Below are 23622 nucleotides of genomic sequence, written 5' to 3' on the forward strand. Positions count from 1 at the left end.
ATTTTTAACAATAATTTGAAGCTGATTCATTCAAATTTTATTAATTTCACATGGCATCATCAAAATAAATCAATCATGAAAAACCTCAAATTCGTTTTAATCTGTTCATTAATCCTCTTTTCTTTTTTGAGTTGTAATAAATCCGGTATTTTCGATGAACCCGATATTGGTGATGCTGGACCGCGGACCTATGAAGATATTCAAGACGATTTTAGCAACATCGATTTTAATACTGGAAACAATGATATTTCATTAGAAAATCTTAAAAACGGTACTTGGAACTTTAGGGTAATTATGCCGGATGTGGATTTTACAAACAACAAAAGACCGCTAATTATTACCTTACACGGTTGTGCTGCTTGTGGCGACTCACCAAATGCCCATAAATTTACGGAGTGTTTAGCTGAAACGGGCTTTGAATCGCTTAATGCCATTATAATCAGTCCGAATAGCAATGCCATATTATGGCCAACAATTGATAACAACGAACAGGTTTTAGCCTTAGTGGATTTAGCATCAACATACCTGCCGGTAGATACTAATAAAGTGGTGATACACGGCTATAGCGATGGTGGCAACGGAAGTTGGTTTTTTGCCGAAACCCAATCCGGTATTTTCTCTGCATCTATTCCCATGGCCAGTCAATATAACACAACAAACAACGGTGTGGGCAGAAAAATACCTATTCCGGTGTATGTGATTCATGGTGAGGATGATGCTTTATTTCCTGTGGAGAATGTCGAAAATTGGGTAAACGCCAGCATTGATTCCGGTAGCGATATTACCATGGTAATTGCCCCAGGCTTAACCCATAACGAACCTTGCGAATACGCATCCTATTTACAAGATGCCGCTGATTGGTTGGTTAATCATGTTTGGAATTAGCTTAAACAGACCATAAACTTAAAAATATTAGGTTTTTAAATTTTGGTAACGATGATTGGCCGTTTGTAAAACTACTAAAAACACTAATAGACAAATATGTGGATCATTCATTTTGTCCATGGTTTGCCTGATTCTATCAAACCGTTATTTCTTTGAAAAAATAATTTATTCAAAAAAAAAACATCTCAGGTGAATTGATTTTCTAAATCAAATTGTCTATTAAACATTAAATATTATCAAGATTTTTACGTTAGGCAAGCATTTATAAATTGAGTAAATTAGCGGCTCATTTATACAGTCATTTTTTATGATACATTTTTTAAGTCGTTTTCTGTTTTTAACTTTCTTGGTATTTACCCTTAACCTCAATTCTCAAAACATTCAATCACCTTCAGAGTTTTTAGGCTACGATTTAGGCACTCAGTTTTCCAGACACCATCAAGTGGTGAATTACTTTAAACAGGTTTCCAACCAACTTCCAAACCAAGTTAAACTTGAAAAGTATGGCGAAACTTACGAACGCAGACCGCTAATGGTTGCTTACGTTTCATCTGAAGAAAATTTGCAAAACCTTGAAACCATTCGGCAAAACAACTTAAAAAACACCGGTGTGAATGCCGGTACTCCAACCAAAACCGATATTGCCATTGTATGGTTAAGCTACAACGTACACGGTAACGAAGCGTCGAGTAGCGAAGCGGCCATGAAAACGCTTTACCAACTTTTAACCGAAAAACAAGACTGGTTGCAAAATACCGTAGTTATTATCGATCCGTGCTTAAATCCAGATGGCCGCGACCGCTATGTTAATTGGTACAACACAACAGCAAGTACACCATACGATATAAACCAACAAGCCAGCGAACATAATGAACCTTGGCCCGGTGGAAGACCAAACCATTATCTGTTCGATTTAAACAGAGATTGGGCGTGGGCAACCCAAATCGAGTCGGCCTCTAGATTAAAAATTTACAACAAGTGGTTGCCCCATATTCATGTGGATTTTCATGAACAAGGCATTAACGAGCCTTACTATTTTGCGCCGGCTGCCGAACCTTTTCATGAAATAATTACCAATTGGCAACGCGATTTCCAAACACAAATTGGTAAAAACCATGCGACATATTTCGATAAAGCGGGTTGGCTTTATTTTACCAAAGAACGTTTCGACTTACTCTATCCCAGCTATGGCGACACGTATCCTACATACATGGGCGCCATTGGCATGACATACGAGCAAGCTGGACATGGGCGTGCAGGATTGGGTGTTTTAAATGATGAAGGCGCTATTTTAACGCTTATCGATAGAATTGCTCATCACACCACAGCGGGTTTATCAACCGTTGAAATAGCTTCCAAACATGCTGAAAAATTAAATACCGAGTTTAAAAAATTCTTCGATAATTCAAACTTAACATATAAAAGCTATGTAATGCAGGGCGATACCGATAACATTGAATCGTTAAAAAATCTATTGGACAAACACGAGATTTCTTATGGTTTCGCTCAAGGCGGAAAAGTTAGCGGTTACCATTATAATACATCTTCCCAAGGGCAAATAAACACCACATCAAAAGATTTGGTGGTGAGCACCAATCAACCAAAAGGCAAAATGGTAAAAGTACTTTTTGAGCCAAACACCAAATTAAGCGATTCCATCACTTACGATATTACAGCTTGGAGTTTACCTTATGCTTACGGGCTAAATGCCGTGGCAAGTAAAAACATAGTACCCACAAAAACAATACTGCAAGCCGCAATAAATAATACAATCAGCAAAACCGCAACGGGTTATTTGGTAACGTGGAACCATTTAAAAGACGCTAAATTTTTAGCCGATTTATTAAATCAAAATATAAAAGTAAGATTTACCGAAAAGCCATTAAAAACCGAAGGAGAAACTTTTAACAGCGGCTCTTTGATTATTGTTAGGGGCGATAACAAAAAAGTGGATGATTTCGATAATATTGTTGTAAACACAGCAAACAAACACAACCGAAAACTAACCACTGCGCAATCCGGTTTTTCAACAGATGGTCCCGATTTTGGTTCGCCCGAGATTAAATTGGTTAACAAACAAAAAATTGCAATGCTCTCCGGTAAAAGCACCTCATCTTTAAATTACGGCGCACTTTGGTACTTTTTTGAAAGGCAATTACATTACCCGGTTACTTCCATAAACACAGAAAATTTTGCTGGTTTGAACCTAAATAAATTTGATGTTCTTATTATTCCCAACGGATATTATTCAAGTATTTTGAACGACAAAGGTTTAGAAAAATTAAAATCGTGGGTTGCCAGTGGCGGAAAAGTAATCGCCATAGGCAACGCCCTAAATGCTTTTACGGGCAAAAATGGTTTTAATATAAAAAAGAGTGAAACCGACAAAAAAGACGAGGATAGCAACAACTTAATACCCTACGCCGATAGAGAACGCGAAGCTATAAAAAACCTGATTTCCGGGGCTATTTTTAAAACAAAAGTCGATAACACACATCCCCTGGCTTTTGGTTACGATACCAATTACCTGTCACTTAAAGTTAGCAGTAGCGCCTACAAACTATTGGGCAAAAACCATTTTAATGTGGCCTATCTAGATAACAATCCAACTAAAGTCTCGGGGTTTGCAGGAAGCAATGCCTTAAAAAAACTAAACAACACTTTAATTTTTGGAGAAGAACGAATTGGCAAAGGCAGCATGATTTATATGGTTGACGATGTAATGTTTAGAAGTTTTTGGGAAAACGGAAAACTGTTTTTTGCAAACGCCATTTTCTTTGTAAATAACAATGCGGTCGAGCTGTAGTTTTTACTGTATTTAAGTTTCAAACAAAGCTCTAAAATGACTTTAACTTATAAGAAATAAACTATGAAACCATTTATTTATTCCGTGTTTTTTCTGCTAAGTTTCTGTGTCTTTTCCCAAGAAAAAAAGCCCAATATATTGTTTATTATTTCAGACGATTTAACGGCAACAGCAGTGTCATCGTACGAAAACAAAGCATGCTACACACCAAACATTGATCAATTAGCCTCAGAAGGCGTTAGGTACACCAAAGCCTATACGCAATACCCGGTTTGCGGTCCGTCCCGAGCCTCTTTTATGTCTGGTTATTACCCCAATGCCACCACTACTTTTGGCTATGTTAGCGGTAGAAAAAATATAGGTCACGACCGAAAAACATGGTCACAGCTATTTAAGGAAAACGGCTATTATACCGCACGGGTAAGCAAAATTTACCACATGGGTGTTCCTATTGATATCGAAACCGGCTCGAACGGGCAAGATGATGAAGCCTCGTGGACCGAACGTTTTAACAGCCTTGGCCCCGAATGGAAAGCCGATGGCGGTGCCGAATTGGTTCAAGGAAATCCTGATGGCAAAATTGAAAGAAAGGGCGGAAACGTCATGACGATTGTAAAAGCTGATGGTGACGATTTAGTGCATTCCGATGGAAAAACGGCCAAAAAAGCCTCAGAACTTATTAAAAAACACAAAGACAAACCCTTTTTTTTAGCGGTGGGTTTTGTAAGGCCACATGTGCCATTTGTGGCGCCAAAATCGTATTTTGAACCATATCCTTTTAACGAAGTCATTTTACCCAAAAAAGTTGATGACGATTGGGACGATATACCAAAACGAGGCATAAACTACATAACGAGCCTTAATGCAAAAATGAGTTTAGAGCAAGAAAAAAAGGCTGTGGCTGCATATTACGCATCGGTTTCCTATATGGATGCACAAGTTGGGAAAGTGCTTAAAACGCTTAAAGATGAAGGGTTGGAAGACAACACCATTGTTATTTTCACTTCCGATCACGGCTTCCATTTAGGCGAGCATGACTTCTGGATGAAAGTGAGTTTGCACGAAGAGTCTGTTCGCGTACCGTTAATCATTAAAGTTCCCGGTAAAAAAGCCGCTGTTTGTCATTCTTTTGTTGAATTATTGGATTTGTACCCTACCATTGCCGAATTAGCGGGTTTAAAACCATCAAAACATTTACAAGGAAAAAGTTTGGTAAAAACGATTGACAACCCCAAAAAGAAAGTTCGGGATATGGCCTTTAGTGTATCGCAAGGCGGAAAAAGTTTTTTATTGCGGAATGATAAATGGGCTTATATTCAATATAACGAAGATGCCTCAGCGGGCATTGAGCTTTTTGATATGGAAACAGACCCCAAACAATATACCAATTTAGCCGAAAACCCGGAATATGCCAAGGTTGTCGCTCAATTTAAAAAGAAACTTGCCAAGAAATTAAAAGCTATTAGAACTAACGATTTGGGTATTGTATATTCTAACGATTAAAACTTACTTATTAGATAATATTCAATAATCGCAAACTAAATTTTGTCATCAATATTACCTTTAATACCATCAATATTAGATAATCTAGATTGCTCTTTGGTATTAATAATTCTTTTATAAAGCCATATTTCTTCAATAATTAGAAATACAACTATTAAAAAAATAATACCACAAAATATAATTATAGAATATAATTCTGAGCTTAGTTTTGTTTTATTTAAGCTATAAATTGAATACAACATAAAGAAAGCCATTAAAAAAGTGGATATGGCAAATAGCACATTACCAACCCATAAAACAACATCTTTTATAATACTTGTATTAAAAGTGAAATTATAATATTTAAAAGTTTTAAAATGATAAATTACACTTAAAGCACCTGTAGGAACCATTAACAAAGGAATTAACATGCTATATTCAAAAGAACCTTTTTCAACAATTATAACTGAATACATTAAAGCAATTGACATTGAAGTAAGCAACAAACAACAAATCAATAATAGTATTTTAAAAAAGCGTTTTATTTTCATTGTTTAAAAACTCTGCCTCAAAAAAAATTTTAGGAACTCTTCTTTAGCCTCAATTTCATCAACTGTTTTTTGAGCCAACTCTACATTCAAGAAAGTTACTACTTTTCCTCGAAACCACAGAGCGTATTAGAATCGAAATAACCTAAAATAGAAATTACATTTAGTCCAAAATCGAAATTATAAAAAAATCGTTGTTTGTTCTAAAAAGACATTAATAAACTACAGCAATTAACCAACTTAACCCTAAAGCTTTACGCAACTTCAATTTAATCGTTTACAGGTTTATATTATGACATTTATCATTTTATATCACTCTTGTTATAATCATTTTTGTATCGTGAAATTTCGCCGAAAAAGTTCAGTACCGCGATAAATGGTTATGGTTTATGACAAAAAGTGATCAAAAAAAAATACAGCCCTTAATTTATTCTTGCTCAGGTTGTAGCAATGTGGCCCAATTAGCAAACGACATAGCATTGAAAGCCAATGCTGATGGTATAGCCGAAATGTCCTGTATCGCAGGCATAGGCGGAAAGGTTAAGCCTTTGGTTAAAAAAGCACAATCCAACAGACCTATTATTGCCATAGACGGCTGTGTTTTACAATGTGCCAAACATTGCCTAAAGGGTATAAATGTTGAGCCAACCGAACATGTTATTTTAACGGATTACGATTTTAAAAAGAAAAATGACAGCAAATTACAATTGGAACAGGAAATGGAAACCTACCACCTTATTGCTGAAAAAATAAAAAACATAGAGCATTAAGCTTTAAATTTTGTTATAAAACTCAGCCTCAAAAAGATTGGAAAAATGTTTTAAAAGTTTTTCTTTAACCTCGGTTTCATCAACTGTTTTTTGAGCCAACTCCACGTTTAAGGAGGTTACTGCTTTTCCGCGAATACCACAGGGTATGATATTATCGAAATACCCCAAATTAGCGTTTACGTTCAATGCAAACCCGTGCATGGTTACCCAACGGCTCGCCCGAACGCCCATGGCACAAATTTTACGAGCAAAGGGTGTGCCAACATCAAGCCAAACACCTGTTTCGCCAGGGCTACGTTCTGCCTTTAAACCGTATTCCGCTAAGGTTAAAATTATCATTTCTTCTAAAAAACGCAGGTATTTATGAATGTCTGTAAAAAAGTTTTCCAAATCTAAAATAGGATAGCCAACCACTTGTCCTGGGCCGTGATAGGTAATATCGCCACCGCGATTAATTTTATAAAATGTTGCGCCTTTTTCGGAAAGTTGCGCTTCGCTTAATAGCAAATTTGACAAATCGCCGCTTTTGCCCAAAGTATAAACATGCGGATGCTCAACAAAAAGGAAATAGTTTTGGGTATTTAAACCCGCTTCTTCGCGCCTATTTTTAATTTTCGTGTCTACAATACCTTTAAACAATTGCTCTTGATAATCCCAAGTTTGCTTATAATCTTTATGGCCTAAATCCTGCAGTTCTATAGTTTTGTTCATAGACTGCAAAATTACAATAATTTATGTGAAAAACGACAGAAGACCGATGACGGAAGCAGAAAACAAATTACAAACTGAATACGACAGACTTGATACTAATTTTTAGGATTATTAATAATTACCAGTGCAGCAATAACACCCGGAACCCAGCCACAAAGCCATAGTAAAAAAGTGATTAAAATAGAGCCACAACCTTTATCTAAAACGGCTAAAGGCGGACAAATAATAGACAGTAAAACTCTCCAGAAACTCATTTGATTTTTTTTAATTGATGATTTACTTATTTGACGCAAAAATATGTTTTTTGTTACACTTCGACTGCGTTCAGTGCAGGCTTTCTGCGTTAGGGATAGTAGTGAAAATCCTTTTTGCGAGGCACGAGCAAAAAGATTGTAGCGGATAGCCCGACCACTTGCCCTGAGCGCAGCCGAAGGGTTGTGGTAACGCCCAAAAAATTAATTTTAAAAGAGCGGTTTTAATAGTATCTTTGCGCATTAAAAATTTACACACAGCAATTATAATATGTCGCAATTATCAGAGCAAGAACTTGTACGAAGAGAAAAGTTAGCAAAATTACGTGAAATGGGCATTAATCCGTTTCCAGCGGATTTGTATCCCGTAAACCATACCTCAAAACAGGTAAAGGCTGAATTTGAGGAAGGCAAAAAAGTAATTATTGCCGGAAGATTGATGCTTATAAAAGTACAGGGAAAAGCGAGTTTTGCGCAGTTACAAGATGCTGAAGGCAAGATACAAGTGTATTTTAACAGGGACGAAATTTGCCCAGGCGAAGACAAAACAAAATACAACGAGGTGTTTAAAAAGCTTTTGGATTTTGGCGATTTTGTTGGCATTGAAGGTGAATTGTTTACCACACAAGTTGGCGAAAAAACGGTGAAAGTTAAAGATTTTATGCTATTAAGTAAAGCTTTAAAACCCCTGCCGTTACCCAAAGAAAAAGATGGAAAAATTTACGATGCCTTTACCGACCCGGAGCAACGTTACAGACAGCGCTATGCCGATTTAGTGGTGAACCCGCATGTAAAAAACGTATTTGTAAAACGCACCAAACTATTTAATGCCATGCGTAACTTTTTTAACGACGCTGGCTATTTTGAGGTGGAAACGCCTATTTTACAGCCTATTCCCGGTGGTGCTGCGGCACGTCCGTTTGTAACTCACCACAACGCTTTGGATGTGCCTTTGTATATGCGAATTGCGAACGAATTATATTTAAAACGTTTGATTGTTGGTGGTTTTGATGGGGTTTACGAGTTTTCTAAAAACTTTAGAAACGAAGGCATGGACAGAACCCACAACCCTGAGTTTACTGCCATGGAAATTTATGTGGCTTATAAAGACTACAATTGGATGATGGCCTTTTGCGAGCGTTTGTTGGAACACTGTGCCGTTGCCGTAAACGGTACTACAAAAGCCACTTTTGGCAACCACGAAATAGATTTTAAGGCTCCGTATGCCAGAGTAACGATGGCCGATTCCATAAAACATTTCACAGGGTATGATATTACCGGAAAAACGGAAAGCGAGATAAGGCAAGCTGCAAAAGACCTAGGTGTTGAAGTTGACGACACCATGGGCAAAGGCAAGCTTATTGATGAGATATTTGGCGAAAAATGCGAAGGCAATTATATACAGCCTACCTTTATTACGGATTATCCAAAAGAAATGAGTCCGTTGTGTAAGGAGCACCGCGACAATCCTGAATTAACAGAGCGTTTTGAACTGATGGTTTGCGGTAAGGAAATTGCCAATGCTTATTCAGAACTGAACGACCCTATAGACCAACGCGAGCGCTTTGAGCACCAATTAAAACTTGCCGCAAAAGGCGATGACGAAGCCACCGAATTTATAGATCACGACTTTTTACGTGCTTTAGAATATGGCATGCCTCCAACATCGGGCATGGGCATTGGCATGGATAGACTGATTATGTTTTTAACCAATAACCAATCGATACAAGAGGTTTTATTCTTTCCGCAAATGCGACCGGAGAAAAAAGCGGTTGCCCTGAGCGATGATGGGAAAGCTGTTTTAGAAATACTTAAAAAAGCAGAGACTTTGGATTTAAACGATTTAAAAACACAGTCGGGTTTATCGAATAAAAAATGGGACAAAACCATTAAGGAATTGACTAAAAACAAGCTGGCTAAAGTTGAAAAAACAGATGATGGTTTGTTTGTTGAGCTCGTTTAACGTTCCTTTTTACAAGATTTTATAAAATAAAAAAAGCCCGTGATTTTTCAATTACGGGCTTTTTAACTAACTAAACTTAACTAACCTTTTTAATATGAAGTATTACTAACTAACCTCGGCACAAATTGACGACAAATAACTTAAAAAATCATGCTTATTTAGAAATGTTTAACGCTTAAAACTTCAGTTTTATGCTTTCTTTAAGAACTGGGAAATAACTTGTTAAAATTTTAAGAGCTGCGGTGTCGTTAACTTTTGGTGAAAACAATAAAAAAACTATCTTTAGGGGAATTATTCGTTTTTTAATAGCCATCGAAACTAATATAAAACTTCAATGAAAAAGCTCATACTATGCTTAACTCTATCGCTGTGTTTTTCTTTATTGACCCATGCACAAAACACAACCATTATTCATGCCGGTACCCTATTGGCAAACCCTGGAAGCAAGGCCGAAACCAATAAAAGCATTATTGTTGAAAACGGTATCATTAAAAACGTTAGAGATGGTTTTATCGGCGCATCGGATTTAAAGTTACCCGATTCAACCGTGAGCATTATCGATTTAAAAAACAAGTTCGTATTACCTGGTTTTATCGATTTACATACGCACATTACTCAAGAGCGAAACCCCAACAGCAATCCACATGAATGGACAACGCTTAATGATGAGGATTTTGCCTTTCGGTCTATTCCTTTTCTTAACAAAACGCTTATGGCCGGTTTTACAACCGTTAGAAATTTAGGTGCCGATTATCAGCTTATAAACTCCATTAAAAGGTCGATAGCCAAGGGAGACATTCATGGCCCAAGAATTATTGCTGCAACTGGCGCGGTTTCCGCTACGGGCGGACACGGCGATGCGCATGGTTACAGACCTGAAATTTTAAATGCTTTTGAAAAACGGGTTGGTGTTTGCGATGGTGCCGACGATTGCCGAAGAGCCGTTAGAGAGCTTGTAAAACAAGGTGCCGATGTTATTAAAATTACGGCTACAGGAGGCGTTTTAAGCAATACTGCAGCTGGTGTTGGACAGCAACTTACCGATGAGGAATTGGTCGCCATTGTAGAAACCGCCAATGGTTTAGGCAGAAAAGTAGCAGCACACGCCCATGAAGCAAATGGCATTAATGCCGCTTTAAGGGCTGGTGTAAACTCTATTGAACACGGCTCTTATTTAAATGATGAATCCGTAGCATTATTCAATAAAACAGGTGCGTATTTAGTGCCCACTTTGTTGGCAGGTGTTTCGGTTTCCGAAGAGTTAAAGGTTAACAAAAATATCCCACCTGCCATTGCAGATAAAATTCGTCAAGTCGGTCCCGTTGTCGAGGCGTCCTTTAAAAGAGCTTTAAAAGGAAACGTAAAAATTGCTTTTGGAACAGATTCCGGCGTTAGTGTTCACGGAACCAATGCCAGAGAATTTGAACTTATGGTTAAATACGGAATGGATGAAAATGAGGCCATAAAATCGGCAACCATTACGGCTTCAGAATTATTGGGAATGTCTGATAAACTGGGAACGATTTCTTCCGGAAAAATAGCAGATATTATTGCTGTTGATGAAAATCCATTAACAAATATTTCTACTCTAATGCATGTTACTTTTGTAATGAAAGACGGCAAGGTTTTTAAACAATAAAATATTTGTTGAAGTTTTTTTTATTTGTAAGCAATCCGTTCATAGCGAATTAAATGTCCATTATTTCTACATTCAATAGCCATAAAAACATTAAACACTTATATTGCCGGCTCCAACAGTTTATAAATCTAAAACTTTAATTGATAGTTTTAAATATTATTTATAGTTTTGCCCCCTTAAATTAACCGTTACAATCATTTTAAAAATTCTATTTTTACAATCATCAAAATTGGCTTAAAAACTGCTCTCACATTAGCCCCAAACTAATAAAGCAATGCTTAAAAACCTAAAAAACAGAAATGTTCTACTTACCATAGCATCATTTACACTAACAGCTTTAATGGTTTTTGCCGTATGGAATCGGGCTCAAAAAAATGATGACAAATTAGTTAAGGAAAATGTACTCCAAACCGGAAACCTTGTTTCTAAAGAATTCAAAAGCATTGTAAAAGCCGATATTGTTCATCTTGAAAATCTAAAAAACAGAATTGAATTCACAAACGGTGCTTATCTAGAGCACTGGGAAAAGGACGCCAACATGCTGATAGAGCAAAATCCATCCTATAAATTTCTGGAATGGATTGATAGCAGTATGGTAATAAGGAAAATCAATCCTTTAAAAGGCAATGAGAACGTGATTAATTTAGACATTTCAAAAGTTGAATACCGCAGAGATGAATGGATTAATCATAGTTTAGACGGCTCAATTAATATAACCCAATGGGCGAATTTAACACAAGGCGGCAATGCCTTTTTGGTTGATATTCCAGTTTATTTTCAAGACCGTTTTCAAGGTACAATTACTGCCGGAATGGACTTTAAAGAAAACTTTAATAAGTTGGCTGCCAATTTAGAAAACCGCTATACCATAAAATTTTGGGACGATAAAAGTACGCTTTTTTATGAACTAAACGCGCATAACCATTTTAAAACCAAAGATAACGTTACTTATAAAGACAGCATTTTAGTAGACGTTTTAGATAACCAAAAATGGCTTTTACATGTATCGGCAAATAAAGAACTGATTTTAGCACAAGGAAAATTCATTACCAATTTATCTCTTGTTGTTGGCTTGATATTTTGTGTTTTAATAAGCTTGCTCGTTTATTTTTATTTAAGAGCTAGGGAAAGTACAAAACTTGCACTCAACTCAAATTTTAAGCTTTCACAAACCAATAAAAAACTAATTAAATCACGGAAAACAGCGGAAAAAGCGTCACGAGCAAAATCGGAGTTTTTATCTAATATGAGCCATGAAATACGCACGCCGCTTCATGCTATTTTGGGTTTTATTGAGCTTTTAAAGGGCAGTAAATTAAACGAAACCGACAAGGAATATCTCGATTTAATGGGTAAGTCTTCTAACAATTTGTTAAGCATCGTGAATGATATTTTGGACTTCGAAAAAATTGAAGCCGGACAAATAGAGTTGGCAAAGGTATGTTTTAACCCTTCGGAAAAAATAAAAGAATTGTTGGAAGTAAATCAGTTTCTTTTCATTAAAAAGGAATTATATCTAAAAGGAAATTTCAATAACCCCCATAACATCAGCGTTATTGGCGACGAAAGCAAATTACTTCAAGCCGTAGGCAATATTATTAAAAATGGACTAAAGTTTACAAACTCCGGTGGCGTAACCCTAACATACAGCGAAACCATAGTTAATACAAACCAACTGAAAATAAACATTTCCATCAAAGATACCGGCATCGGCATACCAAAAAACAAAATAAATACCATTTTTGAACGATTTACCCAGGTTGAAAACAGCATAAAAAAACAGTTCGAAGGCAGTGGCCTTGGGTTGGCCATTAGCAAAATTTTTATTTCAATGATGGGTGGCGAAATATCTGTAAGCAGCATTCCAGATGTGGGGACCAATTTTGAATTTGATGTCACATTTCCTATCGCGCAAAAAGAAACCTACCAATTAACTTCGGCCGATTTAAAAAATGTAGCTTTTACAGATTTAAATGTTTTAATCGTTGACGATAATAATCTAAATATTATAGTGCTAAAAAAATTCCTTGAAGATTTGGGCATAAATTCAGATGCTGCAAAAAATGGAAAAATGGCTTTGGAAAAATTTAAAACAAAAACATACCAACTTATTTTCATGGACATTCACATGCCCGTAATGGATGGATGGGAAGCCACCAAGGAAATAAGAAAACTTAGTAAGGATGTTATCATTTTTGGATTATCGGCCAATGTTACCAAAGAAGCCATAGATAGAGCTTTGGAAAATGGCATGAATAACTACATATCCAAACCCTTTAAAAAAGAAAACATCTACAAGCTTTTACACTTTTATTTTAGCAACAATTAAACTAAGGAAGCACTTTGTTTATGGTCCGATGATAAGCCTCAAACTCAATTAAATTATTATGTTCACCACCGTCAATCGAAATAAAATTCAAATTTTCTTTATGCAATTTTAAAAGCTTTTCAGCTGAAGAAATGGGCACTACTACATCATCTGTTCCGTGCAATATGGTAATGGGGCAACTAACTTCCTCAAGGTATTGATGTGTAGGCAACTTGTATTTTAACAAGGTTTCAACGGGCAACACCGGGAATCTGGTTTTTGCCACATCGGTAATGCTGTAATACGGGGTTTCCAAAATAAGCTGATTGGGTTCGCTCTGCGATGCCAAATACGCTGCTATTCCCGTGCCTAAGGACCTACCGTAAAGTGTTATGTCTTTTTCCGCATAGCGTGCTTTTAAATAATCATAACAATACCGTGCATCGTTGTACAATGCTGGTTCGCTTAACTTTCCGGTGCTTTTTCCGTAGGTTCGGTAATCCATTATCAACACATCGTATTGCCTTTCAACAAAATATTCAGCAATCCATCCCCAACGCGATAAATCGCCTGCGTTTCCATGGAAATACAAAATAACACCTTTTGGGTTTTCAGTTTTAAAATGAATGGCGTTTATAACTACATCGTTATCCGTTTTTAAAAACAACTCTTCAAAAGGTTTCGAAAACTCAAACACGTAATCCTGTTCTAAAACGGTTGGAAAAAACAACATTTTTTCTTGTAAAAAATATAATAGAGAACCAACCATAATATAGATACTTAGTAGGATTAAAATTGCTTTTTTAAACTTTTGTTTTCGTGGGTTTCGAGCTGTGTTTAACATGAATGCTTGTGGTTGATAAATCGATGTCGAGTGGTTTTTGGTTAAGTATATTATGAATCATTTTATGGTACGATTCAAAAGTGTTTAAATTTTTATGACCGCCGCCAATTACCGAATGCAGCTTGGTTAATTTAGGGTTGACCTTTGATAATTTTATACTGGTTTTAAACGGAATCAACGTATCGTTTGTCCCATGGATTATGTGAATGGGACATTGCACATATTTTAACCATTTATAGGTTGGCAACGGGTATTTTATTAAAACACTCAAGGGCATAAATGGCGCATAGCGTGCCGTAACCTTGGTTAAACTGTAATATGGCGCGTCTAAAATGAGCATTTTAGGATTGTTCATTGAGGCTAATTTTGCTGCAAAACCCGAGCCCAACGAACGCCCATAAAGTATAATTCTATCTTCGGTTGTGCGCTCCTTTATTTTATTGTACACTTCCTGTAAATCGCGTTTAATGGCTTTTTGTGAGCGTCTGCCCGTACTCTTTCCGAAACCGCGATAATCGACCATTAAAACATTGTAATCATGCCGTGTAAAATCGACGGCGAATTTGCCCCAACCTTTTATACTTTTCGAGTTTCCTTTTAGGTACAAAACAATGCCTTTGGGTTTACCTTTGGGCTTAAAAAGAATCCCATTTATTACGGCACCATCGCGGGTTTCAAGATTGTGTTCTTCAAAATCCTGGTTTTCGTAATTAAACTGAAAATCTTTCGGAAGTTTTTCTGGTTTAAACAGCATATAATCCTGCAAATAGTACAAAGCGATACTTATTGCAATATAAATTACCAAGACAATTATAAGCGTATGTAACCAATATGGCATTTAAAAAATCCGTTTAAAACACGTTAGATTACTAATATACAATAAATCGGTCTATTGTTTATCGTCCTCTTTTTCAACATAATCTTTAATAGAAATATCGTTGATAACCACATCGTTTAACACCGCTTCGCCATTTTTAATATACACCAACGCATAGGTTGTATTTTGAATAGTATCGCGCTGATTGTTTCTTACGGCAACCTCGGCATCATAAGCTTTGGTTTCTTTCATGTAATACCTATTAAATGGCAGGTTGAAATTTAGTTTTTGTTCTCTTTTATTGTACCACCAGACGTCGCCCACAATAAAATCTCTATCTGAAATTAAAGGCGTTTTACTAACCGTGTCCACTTTTGCAAAACCCAAGCTATCGGTATCGAGATACACATAAACTTTATCTTGTCTATCCCAAAGCGAATCGGTTGTTATAAATGTATTTTGCTCGTAATTGAGGGTAATGTATTTGCCCCTATACGGGTCGCTGGGGTCGACAGGCTGTGTTTTAAATTTATAGGCAGTACCGGTTTTAATAATCGATTCTTGGTTAAAAATCATTTGTGCCGGAACGAATAATTGTGCCACTGCTACAACTACAAATAGTATGAAAATGTATATGGTTTTCATGTTTTTAGTTTTTATATTTATTGATAATTCCAAAATCAAACGGCGTCCAAAAACAACTTTTTAAACCACTTGTTTTAAGGGCCGAATTCGCCCAAGTATTACAGGTTTTTATAATTGAATAACTGCCCTTGGCTTTATAGAAATCGTCGTTAAAAGCATAGCCTTTATTTTCTAAAATGATTTTATTTCCATCTGTATCAAATTGAAAAGCGTTTAAAATATAGCTGTTAAGTTTAGATAATTGTTTTTCGTTCAAATTAACAATCGTCCATTTTGGGTTCTTCCCCGAATATCGCGTTACATGCATCAATGCGTTACCTTTTAAAAACATGGCACTAAAAGCCGTTTTAAAGGTCAAATCATTCCATGTTGGTGTATTCAAATAAAAATTTTCGTCGCCCCAACCAAAAGACAAGTATGTTTCAGATTTCATTTTAAGCCCTTTTTTTAAGGCATCGTCAACATCACTTACAGGAATTACAATATCCAAATGCACACCGTTTGTACTTAAATATATCGTCTTTTCTGTAATTAAACTAACGTTATTTTTATTCGCGGTAATTAAAGTTAACACCAATGAAATCAAAAGATACATTACAGGAATTGCCAAAACCCATAAAATAAATTTCAATATTTTTTTCAATAACCTCATCATTTAATTTGCTTCGATTTCTGTCTTTTAAGCATCAAATAATTGGTTAAAAAGAAACCAACGCCAACGCTTACAAATAGCAAGCCGCGAATAACAAAACTCATGTTCGTATCGAAAAAACGACATACAATAAGCGCTGTGATGATTAGTAAGCCGTAATTTAAAATACCAAAATGAAGTTTATCGGCGCCAATTTTTATGGCGATAATTCCTAAAGCTAGAATGAGCAGGTTGATTAATAGTATTGAAATGAAATTACCGGACATTCCCATAAAAAAGATGACCGTAAACATGATAAATACATATTGAAATAGATTGAAATTTTGAATCCATTTTTTTGAATATGAATAGATTAAAACGCCCAAGGTTATCAAGAAAAGGACAACGGACACATAAAACCCTTGAGTGCCCAATTCCATATCGTCCCTTAAAATATCCTGCCATAACCACTCAAAACTGGTTAATAATAACATGTATATGGTGCCCAAGGAACCTAAAATCAGATAGCCGTTTGGTCTTAATATTTGATTATCGAAATATGGCAATTTCCCGATATTATACAGCAATCCGAATAAAATAACATACATTAAAAACCCGAATTCTCCGCTTCCATCAACAAAAGCTCCCAATACAATAACAGCACTTAAAGGTAAAAGCCAATTAAAAATGGAAGTGATATTGTGCGTTTTCTTTTCATTAAGTAATTTATAATAATGTGGCATGACTACAGCGACTAATATTAGGTAAATCCATGGCGTTTGGTTACCATCAAAATACCCAAAAGCACAGGCGTAATTGGTTGCGAAAACTACATGCAAAACAGCTAAGGCATGAGATTTTAACAGATAAATTAGAGGTGAGCAAAGCAAAATCCAAGTTAGCATATAACTGCTAAAATTCCCCGGAATGTTGTAAATCTGGCTTACCAATGCCATACTAGCCCCAACCGCAAAAAACAAGAATACGCCCGAAGCCTCTTTCCATGTAGCACTTTTCTTTTTTAAAATGGAATAGCCCACAAAAAACTGTCCGATAAGCAATGGCGCAAAGGCAAACATGGTTTTTATGCCTCTGGAAAAATGATCCCAATTATGCGCCAAAATTAAAATAATTCCGAGACCAACCAATGTGGAGCCCAATACCGCAAACACCGTAAATAACCGGTTTGGTGTATCGCCCTTTTTGGATTTATAATAGGTTTCGATGTTGGCAGCCACTTCGGTTGAAATAACCCGGGCTTCAACAAGTTCGTTTATATCGTTTTGGATTTTTGAATTCATAATTATTCATTTAAAAAACTGATGGTAATTTAGCTATAATGAAACTTCCAAAAGTTAATATCGTGGTTATTAAAGATACAATTGATGCACAAAACACATACGATTTCACTTTGAATTTTATTCTGATTAATCGTCTTAAAGATAAAAACAAAAGTATGGGCTGAGCCAAAATACTTGGAATTGTAAGCAATTCTTGAAAAACACCTATTAACACAAAGTTTAATTTAAAAACCGTTGAATTAAGATAAATAAAAAGTAAAAATGCTGAAGTAATTACACTCACGCAAAAGATTACTTTATCGATATTATATTTTTTTTTCATGGTAAACTGTTTTAAAACCCCGCAGCCATAAACCACGGGGTTTTGGGTTAACTAACCAACCATCAAAACAAGCCTTTGTGTTTTTGTTTTGATTTTTTGTTTCAACGTCTATTTTTCCTCAATGCAACCTCTATCAAGATACTGCACATCCCGTGTGTTTTTTTGCACCGCAATGGCTGCAAATAAACTCAACAGAAAAGACATGCCGTAAAAGCCTTTTTCGCTTAAAAGCAAATCGGCATTCCAAAGTCCGATAACCAACAACACGATGGAAGTTACCGTTGTAAACCAACTGATACTGTAATAAATATCGGTTACGGGAATGTCCTCCAACTTATCGCGCACCGCTTTTTGAACTGAAATTACCGAGAACAACCCAAACAACAATATAGTAAAATAATAGCCTTTTTCGTTTAGTTGCATTTCGGCATTCCAAAGGCCAATGCAATACGAGGTCATTCCTATTAACAATGCTGTCCATGAGGCACCAATAAATGCCGCTGTTGGTTTCTGGTCGTAAATTTTAATCTCTTTTTTAGTGTCTGATTTTTTAGATTTCTCATCCAAAGACACCGTTGTTTCATAATTCATAATTATTGTTTTAATGATTACCGTACAAAACTGCTAAACTTTAAGATGGTATGAAACACTACTTTTGAATAAAACTAACGATATATTTTTTAAAATTAATTATAAAACAACTATATTTATTGATATCTAAAATATTTTAATGACGATTAAATGAATGATTTAAACACCATTATCTCTACCTTTTCCAATGAAGACCAACAGCGTTTTGTAAGCTATTTAGAAAAAAAGAACAAACGCAACGATACTAAAAACGTTCAGCTATTTAAGTATTTGGTAAATGACGATTTAAACTCGGAAGACCTGTGTTTTAAACTTTATGGCAACCATAAAAAAGGGGCGTATCACGCTTTGAGAAAACGTTTGTATCAATCCATCATCGATTTTATTGCCAATGCGAGCTTGCAAGATGAAAAAGCGGTGGACATGCAAATTATTAAATACATATTGGCGTCGCGTACCTGTTTACAACACAAACAATACAAAGTGGCTTATAAAATTTTAGACAAAGCCGAAATATTGGCCAACGAGCATCATTTGTTTCCGTTGTTAAACGAAATTTACCATACCAAAATCCAATATGCTTATGCGAATCCCTCGGTAGATATGAATCAGCTTATTTCAAAATTCAAAAGCAATCAAAAAAACCATCAACTCGAAGACCAACTCAATATCGTTTATGCAAAAATCCGACAAACGCTTCATAACATGACTTTTAAAGGCGATGTGGTGGATTTTGAAACCATTTTAAACAACACATTAAAGGAGCACCGCATTAGTTTAACCGATTCCATGTCGTTTAAATCGTTGTATCAATTGGTCGCCATTAACAGTTATTCGGCATTTGTTACCAACGATTATTTAAAAATAGAACCTTTTTTAATCAACACATATCAATCTATAATTGCACATAAAGACCGTGAAAAACAGTTGTATTACCACATTCAAATTCTTTATTTTATAGCCAACACCTTGTTCCGAAATAAAAAATTCAACGCATCTATGCAGTATTTGGAATTAATGCACGAACACATGAAGGAGAAACAAAAAAAGCACTACAACACCTTTAAACTTAAATACCATTTGCTTTTAAGCCTTAATTTAAACTATACCAACAAACCCGATGAAGCCGTAGATGTATTAACACCGTTGGCAACCATTAAACATGCAGACATTGAAACTTTATTGGATATGAGGTTAAGTTTAATTATGTTTTATTTTCAAAAAAACGAGTTGAAAAAAGCATACACACTTTTTTCTAAATTTTATCATACCGATAATTGGTACACTGAAAAAGCCGGAAAAGACTGGGTTATCAAAAAGCATTTGATAGAAATATTGCTTCATATTGAACTTAAAAACATTGATTTAGTTGAATCGCGGTTGTTGAGTTTTAAAAGAAGCCACCGCAATTATTTGAAAGGAATTAACCAACAACGCGTACTAACTTATTTAAGTCTTGTTGAAGATTGCTATAAAAATCCGGAAAAGATAACTTCAAAAGCTTTTAAAGATAAAGTTGAAAAATCTTTTGAGTGGATTGACAACCAGCGCGAAGACATTTTTGTAATGAGTTTCTACGCTTGGTTAAAAAGCAAAATGGAAAACAAACCCTTATATAACACGACCTTAACCTTAATTGAAAATGTGAAACCGATTTAACAATAAACTTTCATACATGTATTGATGGCAAGATTATTCTATGTTTTAACGCTATTTTTAAGCATGTCTGGTTTATCTGGGCAGCAAAAAGATAGTTTATCACTTAAAAATGGTGTTGATAACCCCAATATTTTGTCGACACATCATTTTGGAATATTCAGTTCGCGCATTCATCAAAACTTCAAAATAGCTCCACCAAAAACCACAACCATTCGCGTAAATGCCTCAAGTGGCAACAATTTCCATCCTTTTGTTGAAGCTTACTTGCCCAAAAACCCCGAAGTCCGAAGAAGACTCAGTCAAGTTATTTGGCACGACCGGAGTTTTAATTTTATCGATCAGCAAACAACACCGGCCGATTACATGAATATTGTTATTGATGCCGTTATTAAAGAATTTAGACTTGGCATTAATATCCCTTTAGACAAACACCACGAGCTAGGAATTTCATTGCGGTCTTATTTAATTACCAAAGGCAAACCGTTTTTTTCTTTTTTTACCAGCGATGAAACTATTGAGTGGTTTCACAGCCATATTTCTGGTGGCGAAGACCCTTACGGAAGACGTTATTACGGATTAAATCAAGTGAATTTTAAATACACCGATAGAAACGGAAGGACTCTAGAGTTACACGATAATGACTTCTTTTTGGCCGGTATTGAGTTTAGCCACTACTTTTATCCATCATTAAAAATAAACAGCACCAAAAATATTTTTATAAGCCTAGGGCATCATTTAGGGATTAATACGTCGCCATTCAATCGGTCCATAGATGTCGGTGTATCGGCAAGTGCCATTAAAAAATTGACGCTTAAAAGTAACAATGAATTTAATGTGGGCGTTGGAATGAATTTGCTTCGTAAAAATATTATTAATTTTGACGACGTTATGGATTTGGGAAACAACAAATTTCTGGCAACCATTGAATCCCACATCGAATTTACAAAATACACCGAAAAAGGAAACTACCACGCTTTTGGCGTAAATTATCAAATCCAATCCCGATATAACAAGCAAAAAGAAGCCGATTATTACAAGCTTTTAGGCAAATGGGAAGAGATAAACGGGGGTTGGCAGCATGGTATTTCTACACTTTACAGAGCACAATCCAATTGGTCGTTTATTTATGTTTACGGCCGCCCAACCTTTAAATTATCATTGTTTTTTAAAGAAGACTTTTTAGTAAATAATGCTCCCGATTTACAAACAGGCATTAGCTTAAGCATTCCTGTTTTTAAATAATATATTCTTTTTTATTTGGGCGTTCCACTGCGGGTCGGGCTTTCCGCTATATCTTTTTTTGTGTCATTGCGAGGAGCGAGTTAGCCTGTGCTGAGCGTAGTCGAAGTATGGCAATCTGTTAAATTCCAGTTTACAGCAAAATACGTCTTGTTTCCCTCAAAAAAAGGATGAGTTTATCCTGAGCTTGTCGAAGGACAACAATCCCTAACGCGGGGCCTATACGCCAAAACCTTTGCTCAAGCCAAGTAATCAACAACCAAAATATGTTAACATCACGTTAATTAAAAGAAGCCTATTAAACCTTTTTGTTTTGTTTTAGTCCTAACTACAAATAACTCAAAACATAATAAAAATGAAAAAAATAGCAATAATCGCCGTCGCTTTATTAGCATTGCAAGCCACAGCGCAAGAACAAAAAAGAGAGCACGCCAACAAAGAAAGAGGCGATAAAATGATAATGCTTTCTCCCGAAGAAATAGCGACACTGCAAACCAAAAAAATGACCTTGCATTTAGATTTAAACGAATCGCAGCAAGCCAAAATCCAGAAAATTAATTTGGAGAACGCTACAAAAAGAAAAGCGATGATGGAAGCGCGTAAAGCAAAAAAGGAAAGTGGTAATGCCGAAAAGCCAACAAAAGAGGAGCGTTATGCGATGATGAATGCAAAATTGGACCATCAAATAGCGATGAAAGCAAAAATGAAAGACATTTTAAATAACGAGCAATACGCTAAATGGGAAAAAGGGCAAGCAAAAAAAATGCACAAAAACAAATACCGTAAAAAAGGACACGGCAAGAAAAAACAACAATAACTTTTTTGGTTGGTTAGTTGATTATAGTTTGGTTGATGAAAAACGCATTTCTGAATTCAGAAATGCGTTTTGTTTTTTTGAACACCAATTAAATCTCGATTTGAATTACAGTGTTTCCGCAACCGTATTAACCGCAGCAATAGTAAAATCCAAATCCTCATAAGTTAAAGCATCGGTAATAAACCAGGTTTCAAAAGCACTTGGCGCAATGTAAACCCCTTCGTTAAGCAAACCGTGGAAAAACTTTTTAAAGGTATCGTTATTGCCTTTCGCAGCAGTTTCAAAATCTACAACCTCACCCTCATCAAAGTGTACCGAAATCATCGAACCCACTCTATTTATGGTATGCACAATGTTATTTTCATTTAAAACTTTGGCTATGCCTTCGTGCAAATACGCTGTTTTTTCAGCTAAACGGTTAAAAATTTCAGCGTCATTATCCAATTCATTTAACATCGCTAATCCTGCAGCCATAGCCAACGGGTTACCACTTAAAGTCCCCGCTTGATACACGGGACCCAATGGTGCCAAATGATTCATAATCTCGTTTCGTGCCGCAAAAGCACCAACGGGTAATCCGCCACCAATTACTTTTCCGAAGCAAACAATATCGGCATTGATATTAAACAGTTCTTGGGCGCCACCTTTTGCCAATCGGAAACCCGTCATCACTTCATCAAAAATCAAAAGGATATTATGAGCATCGCATACATCACGCAACGCTTGTAAAAAACCTTCTTTTGGTGGAATACAGCCCATATTACCTGCAACGGGCTCAATAATAATACAGGCTATTTCGTTGTTGTTGGCTTCAATTAATTCAGTTACATTTTCAATATCGTTATAACGAGCCAACAACGTGTCTTTTGCTGTGCCTTGTGTTACTCCCGGACTATTTGGCGACCCAAAAGTTACCGCACCACTACCCGCTTGGATTAAAAACGAATCGGAATGCCCATGGTAGCAGCCCGCAAATTTTATGATTTTATCTTTTCCCGTATAACCTCGTGCCAAACGCACCGCACTCATACAGGCTTCGGTACCCGAATTTACAAACCTGATTTTATCGATATTTGGCACCATGGAAACCGCTAATTGGGCGATTTTGGTTTCAATTTCGGTTGGCATGCCAAACGAGGTTCCTTTTTTGGCTTTATCAATTACCGCATTTACAACCGGTTTGTGGGCGTGACCTAAAATCATGGGACCCCACGAATTTATATAATCGATTAACTTGTTGCCGTCTTCGTCGTACAAATACGCGCCTTTGGCTTCTTTTACAAAAATGGGTGTTCCTCCAACGGCTTTAAAAGCACGTACGGGCGAATTTACACCTCCAGGGATAACGGTTTCAGCTTGCGCAAACAAAGCGCTACTACGTTTGTAATTCATG

20 protein-coding genes are annotated in these 23622 nt (G+C 36.1%); 10 read left to right on the forward strand and 10 right to left on the reverse strand.

Annotated elements, in window-relative coordinates; translation table 11 throughout:
• Positions 1–126 precede the first annotated feature (126 nt).
• From ACN5J7_RS07825 to ACN5J7_RS07835, 3 genes are all read left to right on the forward strand, one after another.
• Positions 127–885 carry a dienelactone hydrolase family protein gene (locus tag ACN5J7_RS07825; RefSeq protein ID WP_418603465.1) on the forward strand — a complete coding sequence of 253 codons (759 nt, stop codon included), beginning with the start codon at positions 127–129 and terminating at the stop codon, positions 883–885.
• Positions 886–1192: 307 nt separating this feature from the next.
• Positions 1193–3691 carry a M14 family metallopeptidase gene (locus tag ACN5J7_RS07830; RefSeq protein ID WP_418603466.1) on the forward strand — a complete coding sequence of 833 codons (2499 nt, stop codon included), beginning with the start codon at positions 1193–1195 and terminating at the stop codon, positions 3689–3691.
• A gap of 63 nt (positions 3692–3754) precedes the next feature.
• Positions 3755–5194, forward strand: a complete 1440-nt coding sequence (locus tag ACN5J7_RS07835) for a sulfatase (RefSeq protein WP_418603467.1) — start codon at positions 3755–3757, stop codon at positions 5192–5194.
• Between the two features lie 35 nt (positions 5195–5229).
• Here ACN5J7_RS07835 and ACN5J7_RS07840 read toward each other — a convergent pair whose 3' ends face one another.
• Positions 5230–5724 (reverse strand): hypothetical protein, encoded by a 495-nt coding sequence (locus ACN5J7_RS07840; protein ID WP_418603468.1) that lies wholly within the window; start codon positions 5722–5724, stop codon positions 5230–5232.
• A 386-nt stretch (positions 5725–6110) separates the two neighbouring features.
• Here ACN5J7_RS07840 and ACN5J7_RS07845 point away from each other — a divergent pair, with 386 nt between their 5' ends.
• Positions 6111–6491, forward strand: coding sequence for a putative zinc-binding protein (locus ACN5J7_RS07845; RefSeq protein ID WP_311939917.1), 381 nt, complete (start codon positions 6111–6113; stop codon positions 6489–6491).
• Positions 6492–6494: 3 nt separating this feature from the next.
• Here the strand turns inward: ACN5J7_RS07845 and lipB are convergent, their stop codons facing one another.
• The gene (gene lipB, locus ACN5J7_RS07850) at positions 6495–7202 is read right to left on the reverse strand and encodes a lipoyl(octanoyl) transferase LipB (RefSeq protein WP_418603469.1); all 708 of its coding nucleotides are present in this window, start codon (positions 7200–7202) and stop codon (positions 6495–6497) included.
• A 95-nt stretch (positions 7203–7297) separates the two neighbouring features.
• A complete protein-coding gene (locus ACN5J7_RS07855) occupies positions 7298–7456 on the reverse strand; it encodes a YqaE/Pmp3 family membrane protein (protein WP_081997675.1) in 159 nt (52 codons plus the stop codon).
• Positions 7457–7724: 268 nt separating this feature from the next.
• Between ACN5J7_RS07855 and lysS the strand changes: the two genes are divergently transcribed.
• The 3 genes from lysS (at position 7725) to ACN5J7_RS07870 (ending at position 13384) form a co-directional block, all read left to right on the forward strand.
• Positions 7725–9416, forward strand: a complete 1692-nt coding sequence (gene lysS / locus ACN5J7_RS07860; protein ID WP_418603470.1) for a lysine--tRNA ligase — start codon at positions 7725–7727, stop codon at positions 9414–9416.
• A 334-nt stretch (positions 9417–9750) separates the two neighbouring features.
• Positions 9751–11055 carry an amidohydrolase family protein gene (locus ACN5J7_RS07865; RefSeq protein ID WP_418603471.1) on the forward strand — a complete coding sequence of 435 codons (1305 nt, stop codon included), beginning with the start codon at positions 9751–9753 and terminating at the stop codon, positions 11053–11055.
• A 274-nt stretch (positions 11056–11329) separates the two neighbouring features.
• Entirely contained in the window at positions 11330–13384 is a 2055-nt protein-coding gene (locus ACN5J7_RS07870; protein WP_311939906.1) for a response regulator, read from the forward strand.
• Position 13385: 1 nt separating this feature from the next.
• On the opposite strand, the gene ACN5J7_RS07875 is transcribed toward ACN5J7_RS07870, so the two are convergent.
• The 6 genes from ACN5J7_RS07875 to yiaA all read right to left on the reverse strand — a co-directional run bounded on the left by ACN5J7_RS07875 (position 13386) and on the right by yiaA (position 18514).
• Positions 13386–14096: an alpha/beta hydrolase gene (locus ACN5J7_RS07875; protein WP_418603473.1), complete on the reverse strand. Its 711-nt coding sequence runs from the start codon at positions 14094–14096 to the stop codon at positions 13386–13388.
• A gap of 70 nt (positions 14097–14166) precedes the next feature.
• Positions 14167–15045 (reverse strand): alpha/beta hydrolase, encoded by an 879-nt coding sequence (locus tag ACN5J7_RS07880; RefSeq protein ID WP_311939902.1) that lies wholly within the window; start codon positions 15043–15045, stop codon positions 14167–14169.
• A 51-nt stretch (positions 15046–15096) separates the two neighbouring features.
• On the reverse strand, positions 15097–15669 hold the full coding sequence (locus ACN5J7_RS07885; protein WP_311939900.1) for a GDYXXLXY domain-containing protein: 573 nt from the start codon (positions 15667–15669) through the stop codon (positions 15097–15099).
• Between the two features lie 4 nt (positions 15670–15673).
• Complete coding sequence (locus ACN5J7_RS07890; RefSeq protein ID WP_311939898.1) at positions 15674–16300, reverse strand: DUF2459 domain-containing protein; 627 nt, start codon at positions 16298–16300, stop codon at positions 15674–15676.
• Between the two features lie 20 nt (positions 16301–16320).
• Positions 16321–17601, reverse strand: coding sequence for a DUF2157 domain-containing protein (locus ACN5J7_RS07895; RefSeq protein WP_418603475.1), 1281 nt, complete (start codon positions 17599–17601; stop codon positions 16321–16323).
• Positions 17602–18031: 430 nt separating this feature from the next.
• Entirely contained in the window at positions 18032–18514 is a 483-nt protein-coding gene (gene yiaA / locus ACN5J7_RS07900; protein ID WP_418603476.1) for an inner membrane protein YiaA, read from the reverse strand.
• A 150-nt stretch (positions 18515–18664) separates the two neighbouring features.
• On the opposite strand from yiaA, the gene ACN5J7_RS07905 reads away from it, so the two are divergent.
• The 3 genes from ACN5J7_RS07905 (at position 18665) to ACN5J7_RS07915 (ending at position 22229) form a co-directional block, all read left to right on the forward strand.
• Positions 18665–20173 (forward strand): hypothetical protein, encoded by a 1509-nt coding sequence (locus ACN5J7_RS07905; RefSeq protein WP_418603477.1) that lies wholly within the window; start codon positions 18665–18667, stop codon positions 20171–20173.
• A 24-nt stretch (positions 20174–20197) separates the two neighbouring features.
• Entirely contained in the window at positions 20198–21415 is a 1218-nt protein-coding gene (locus ACN5J7_RS07910) for a hypothetical protein (RefSeq protein ID WP_418603478.1), read from the forward strand.
• Positions 21416–21767: 352 nt separating this feature from the next.
• A complete protein-coding gene (locus ACN5J7_RS07915; RefSeq protein WP_311939885.1) occupies positions 21768–22229 on the forward strand; it encodes a Spy/CpxP family protein refolding chaperone in 462 nt (153 codons plus the stop codon).
• 105 nt (positions 22230–22334) lie between these two features.
• On the opposite strand, the gene hemL is transcribed toward ACN5J7_RS07915, so the two are convergent.
• On the reverse strand, positions 22335–23621 hold the full coding sequence (gene hemL / locus ACN5J7_RS07920) for a glutamate-1-semialdehyde 2,1-aminomutase (RefSeq protein ID WP_311939882.1): 1287 nt from the start codon (positions 23619–23621) through the stop codon (positions 22335–22337).
• Position 23622 lies beyond the last annotated feature (1 nt).

It is taken from the genome of Hwangdonia sp. (assembly GCF_048381975.1).
Taxonomy (GTDB): Bacteria; Bacteroidota; Bacteroidia; order Flavobacteriales; family Flavobacteriaceae; genus Hwangdonia; species Hwangdonia seohaensis.

What these genes read in the sequence shown, in the direction of transcription:
- ACN5J7_RS07830 (WP_418603466.1), top strand. Translation starts at nt 1,193, where the DNA reads ATGATACATTTTTTAAGTCGTTTTCTGTTTTTAACTTTCTTGGTATTT.
- ACN5J7_RS07835 (WP_418603467.1), top strand. Translation starts at nt 3,755, where the DNA reads ATGAAACCATTTATTTATTCCGTGTTTTTTCTGCTAAGTTTCTGTGTC.
- ACN5J7_RS07840 (WP_418603468.1), bottom strand. Translation starts at nt 5,724, where the DNA reads ATGAAAATAAAACGCTTTTTTAAAATACTATTATTGATTTGTTGTTTG.
- ACN5J7_RS07845 (WP_311939917.1), top strand. Translation starts at nt 6,111, where the DNA reads ATGACAAAAAGTGATCAAAAAAAAATACAGCCCTTAATTTATTCTTGC.
- lipB (WP_418603469.1), bottom strand. Translation starts at nt 7,202, where the DNA reads ATGAACAAAACTATAGAACTGCAGGATTTAGGCCATAAAGATTATAAG.
- ACN5J7_RS07855 (WP_081997675.1), bottom strand. Translation starts at nt 7,456, where the DNA reads ATGAGTTTCTGGAGAGTTTTACTGTCTATTATTTGTCCGCCTTTAGCC.
- lysS (WP_418603470.1), top strand. Translation starts at nt 7,725, where the DNA reads ATGTCGCAATTATCAGAGCAAGAACTTGTACGAAGAGAAAAGTTAGCA.
- ACN5J7_RS07865 (WP_418603471.1), top strand. Translation starts at nt 9,751, where the DNA reads ATGAAAAAGCTCATACTATGCTTAACTCTATCGCTGTGTTTTTCTTTA.
- ACN5J7_RS07870 (WP_311939906.1), top strand. Translation starts at nt 11,330, where the DNA reads ATGCTTAAAAACCTAAAAAACAGAAATGTTCTACTTACCATAGCATCA.
- ACN5J7_RS07875 (WP_418603473.1), bottom strand. Translation starts at nt 14,096, where the DNA reads ATGTTGTTTTTTCCAACCGTTTTAGAACAGGATTACGTGTTTGAGTTT.
- ACN5J7_RS07880 (WP_311939902.1), bottom strand. Translation starts at nt 15,045, where the DNA reads ATGCCATATTGGTTACATACGCTTATAATTGTCTTGGTAATTTATATT.
- ACN5J7_RS07885 (WP_311939900.1), bottom strand. Translation starts at nt 15,669, where the DNA reads ATGAAAACCATATACATTTTCATACTATTTGTAGTTGTAGCAGTGGCA.
- ACN5J7_RS07895 (WP_418603475.1), bottom strand. Translation starts at nt 17,601, where the DNA reads ATGAATTCAAAAATCCAAAACGATATAAACGAACTTGTTGAAGCCCGG.
- yiaA (WP_418603476.1), bottom strand. Translation starts at nt 18,514, where the DNA reads ATGAATTATGAAACAACGGTGTCTTTGGATGAGAAATCTAAAAAATCA.
- ACN5J7_RS07905 (WP_418603477.1), top strand. Translation starts at nt 18,665, where the DNA reads ATGAATGATTTAAACACCATTATCTCTACCTTTTCCAATGAAGACCAA.
- ACN5J7_RS07910 (WP_418603478.1), top strand. Translation starts at nt 20,198, where the DNA reads ATGGCAAGATTATTCTATGTTTTAACGCTATTTTTAAGCATGTCTGGT.
- ACN5J7_RS07915 (WP_311939885.1), top strand. Translation starts at nt 21,768, where the DNA reads ATGAAAAAAATAGCAATAATCGCCGTCGCTTTATTAGCATTGCAAGCC.
- hemL (WP_311939882.1), bottom strand. Translation starts at nt 23,621, where the DNA reads ATGAATTACAAACGTAGTAGCGCTTTGTTTGCGCAAGCTGAAACCGTT.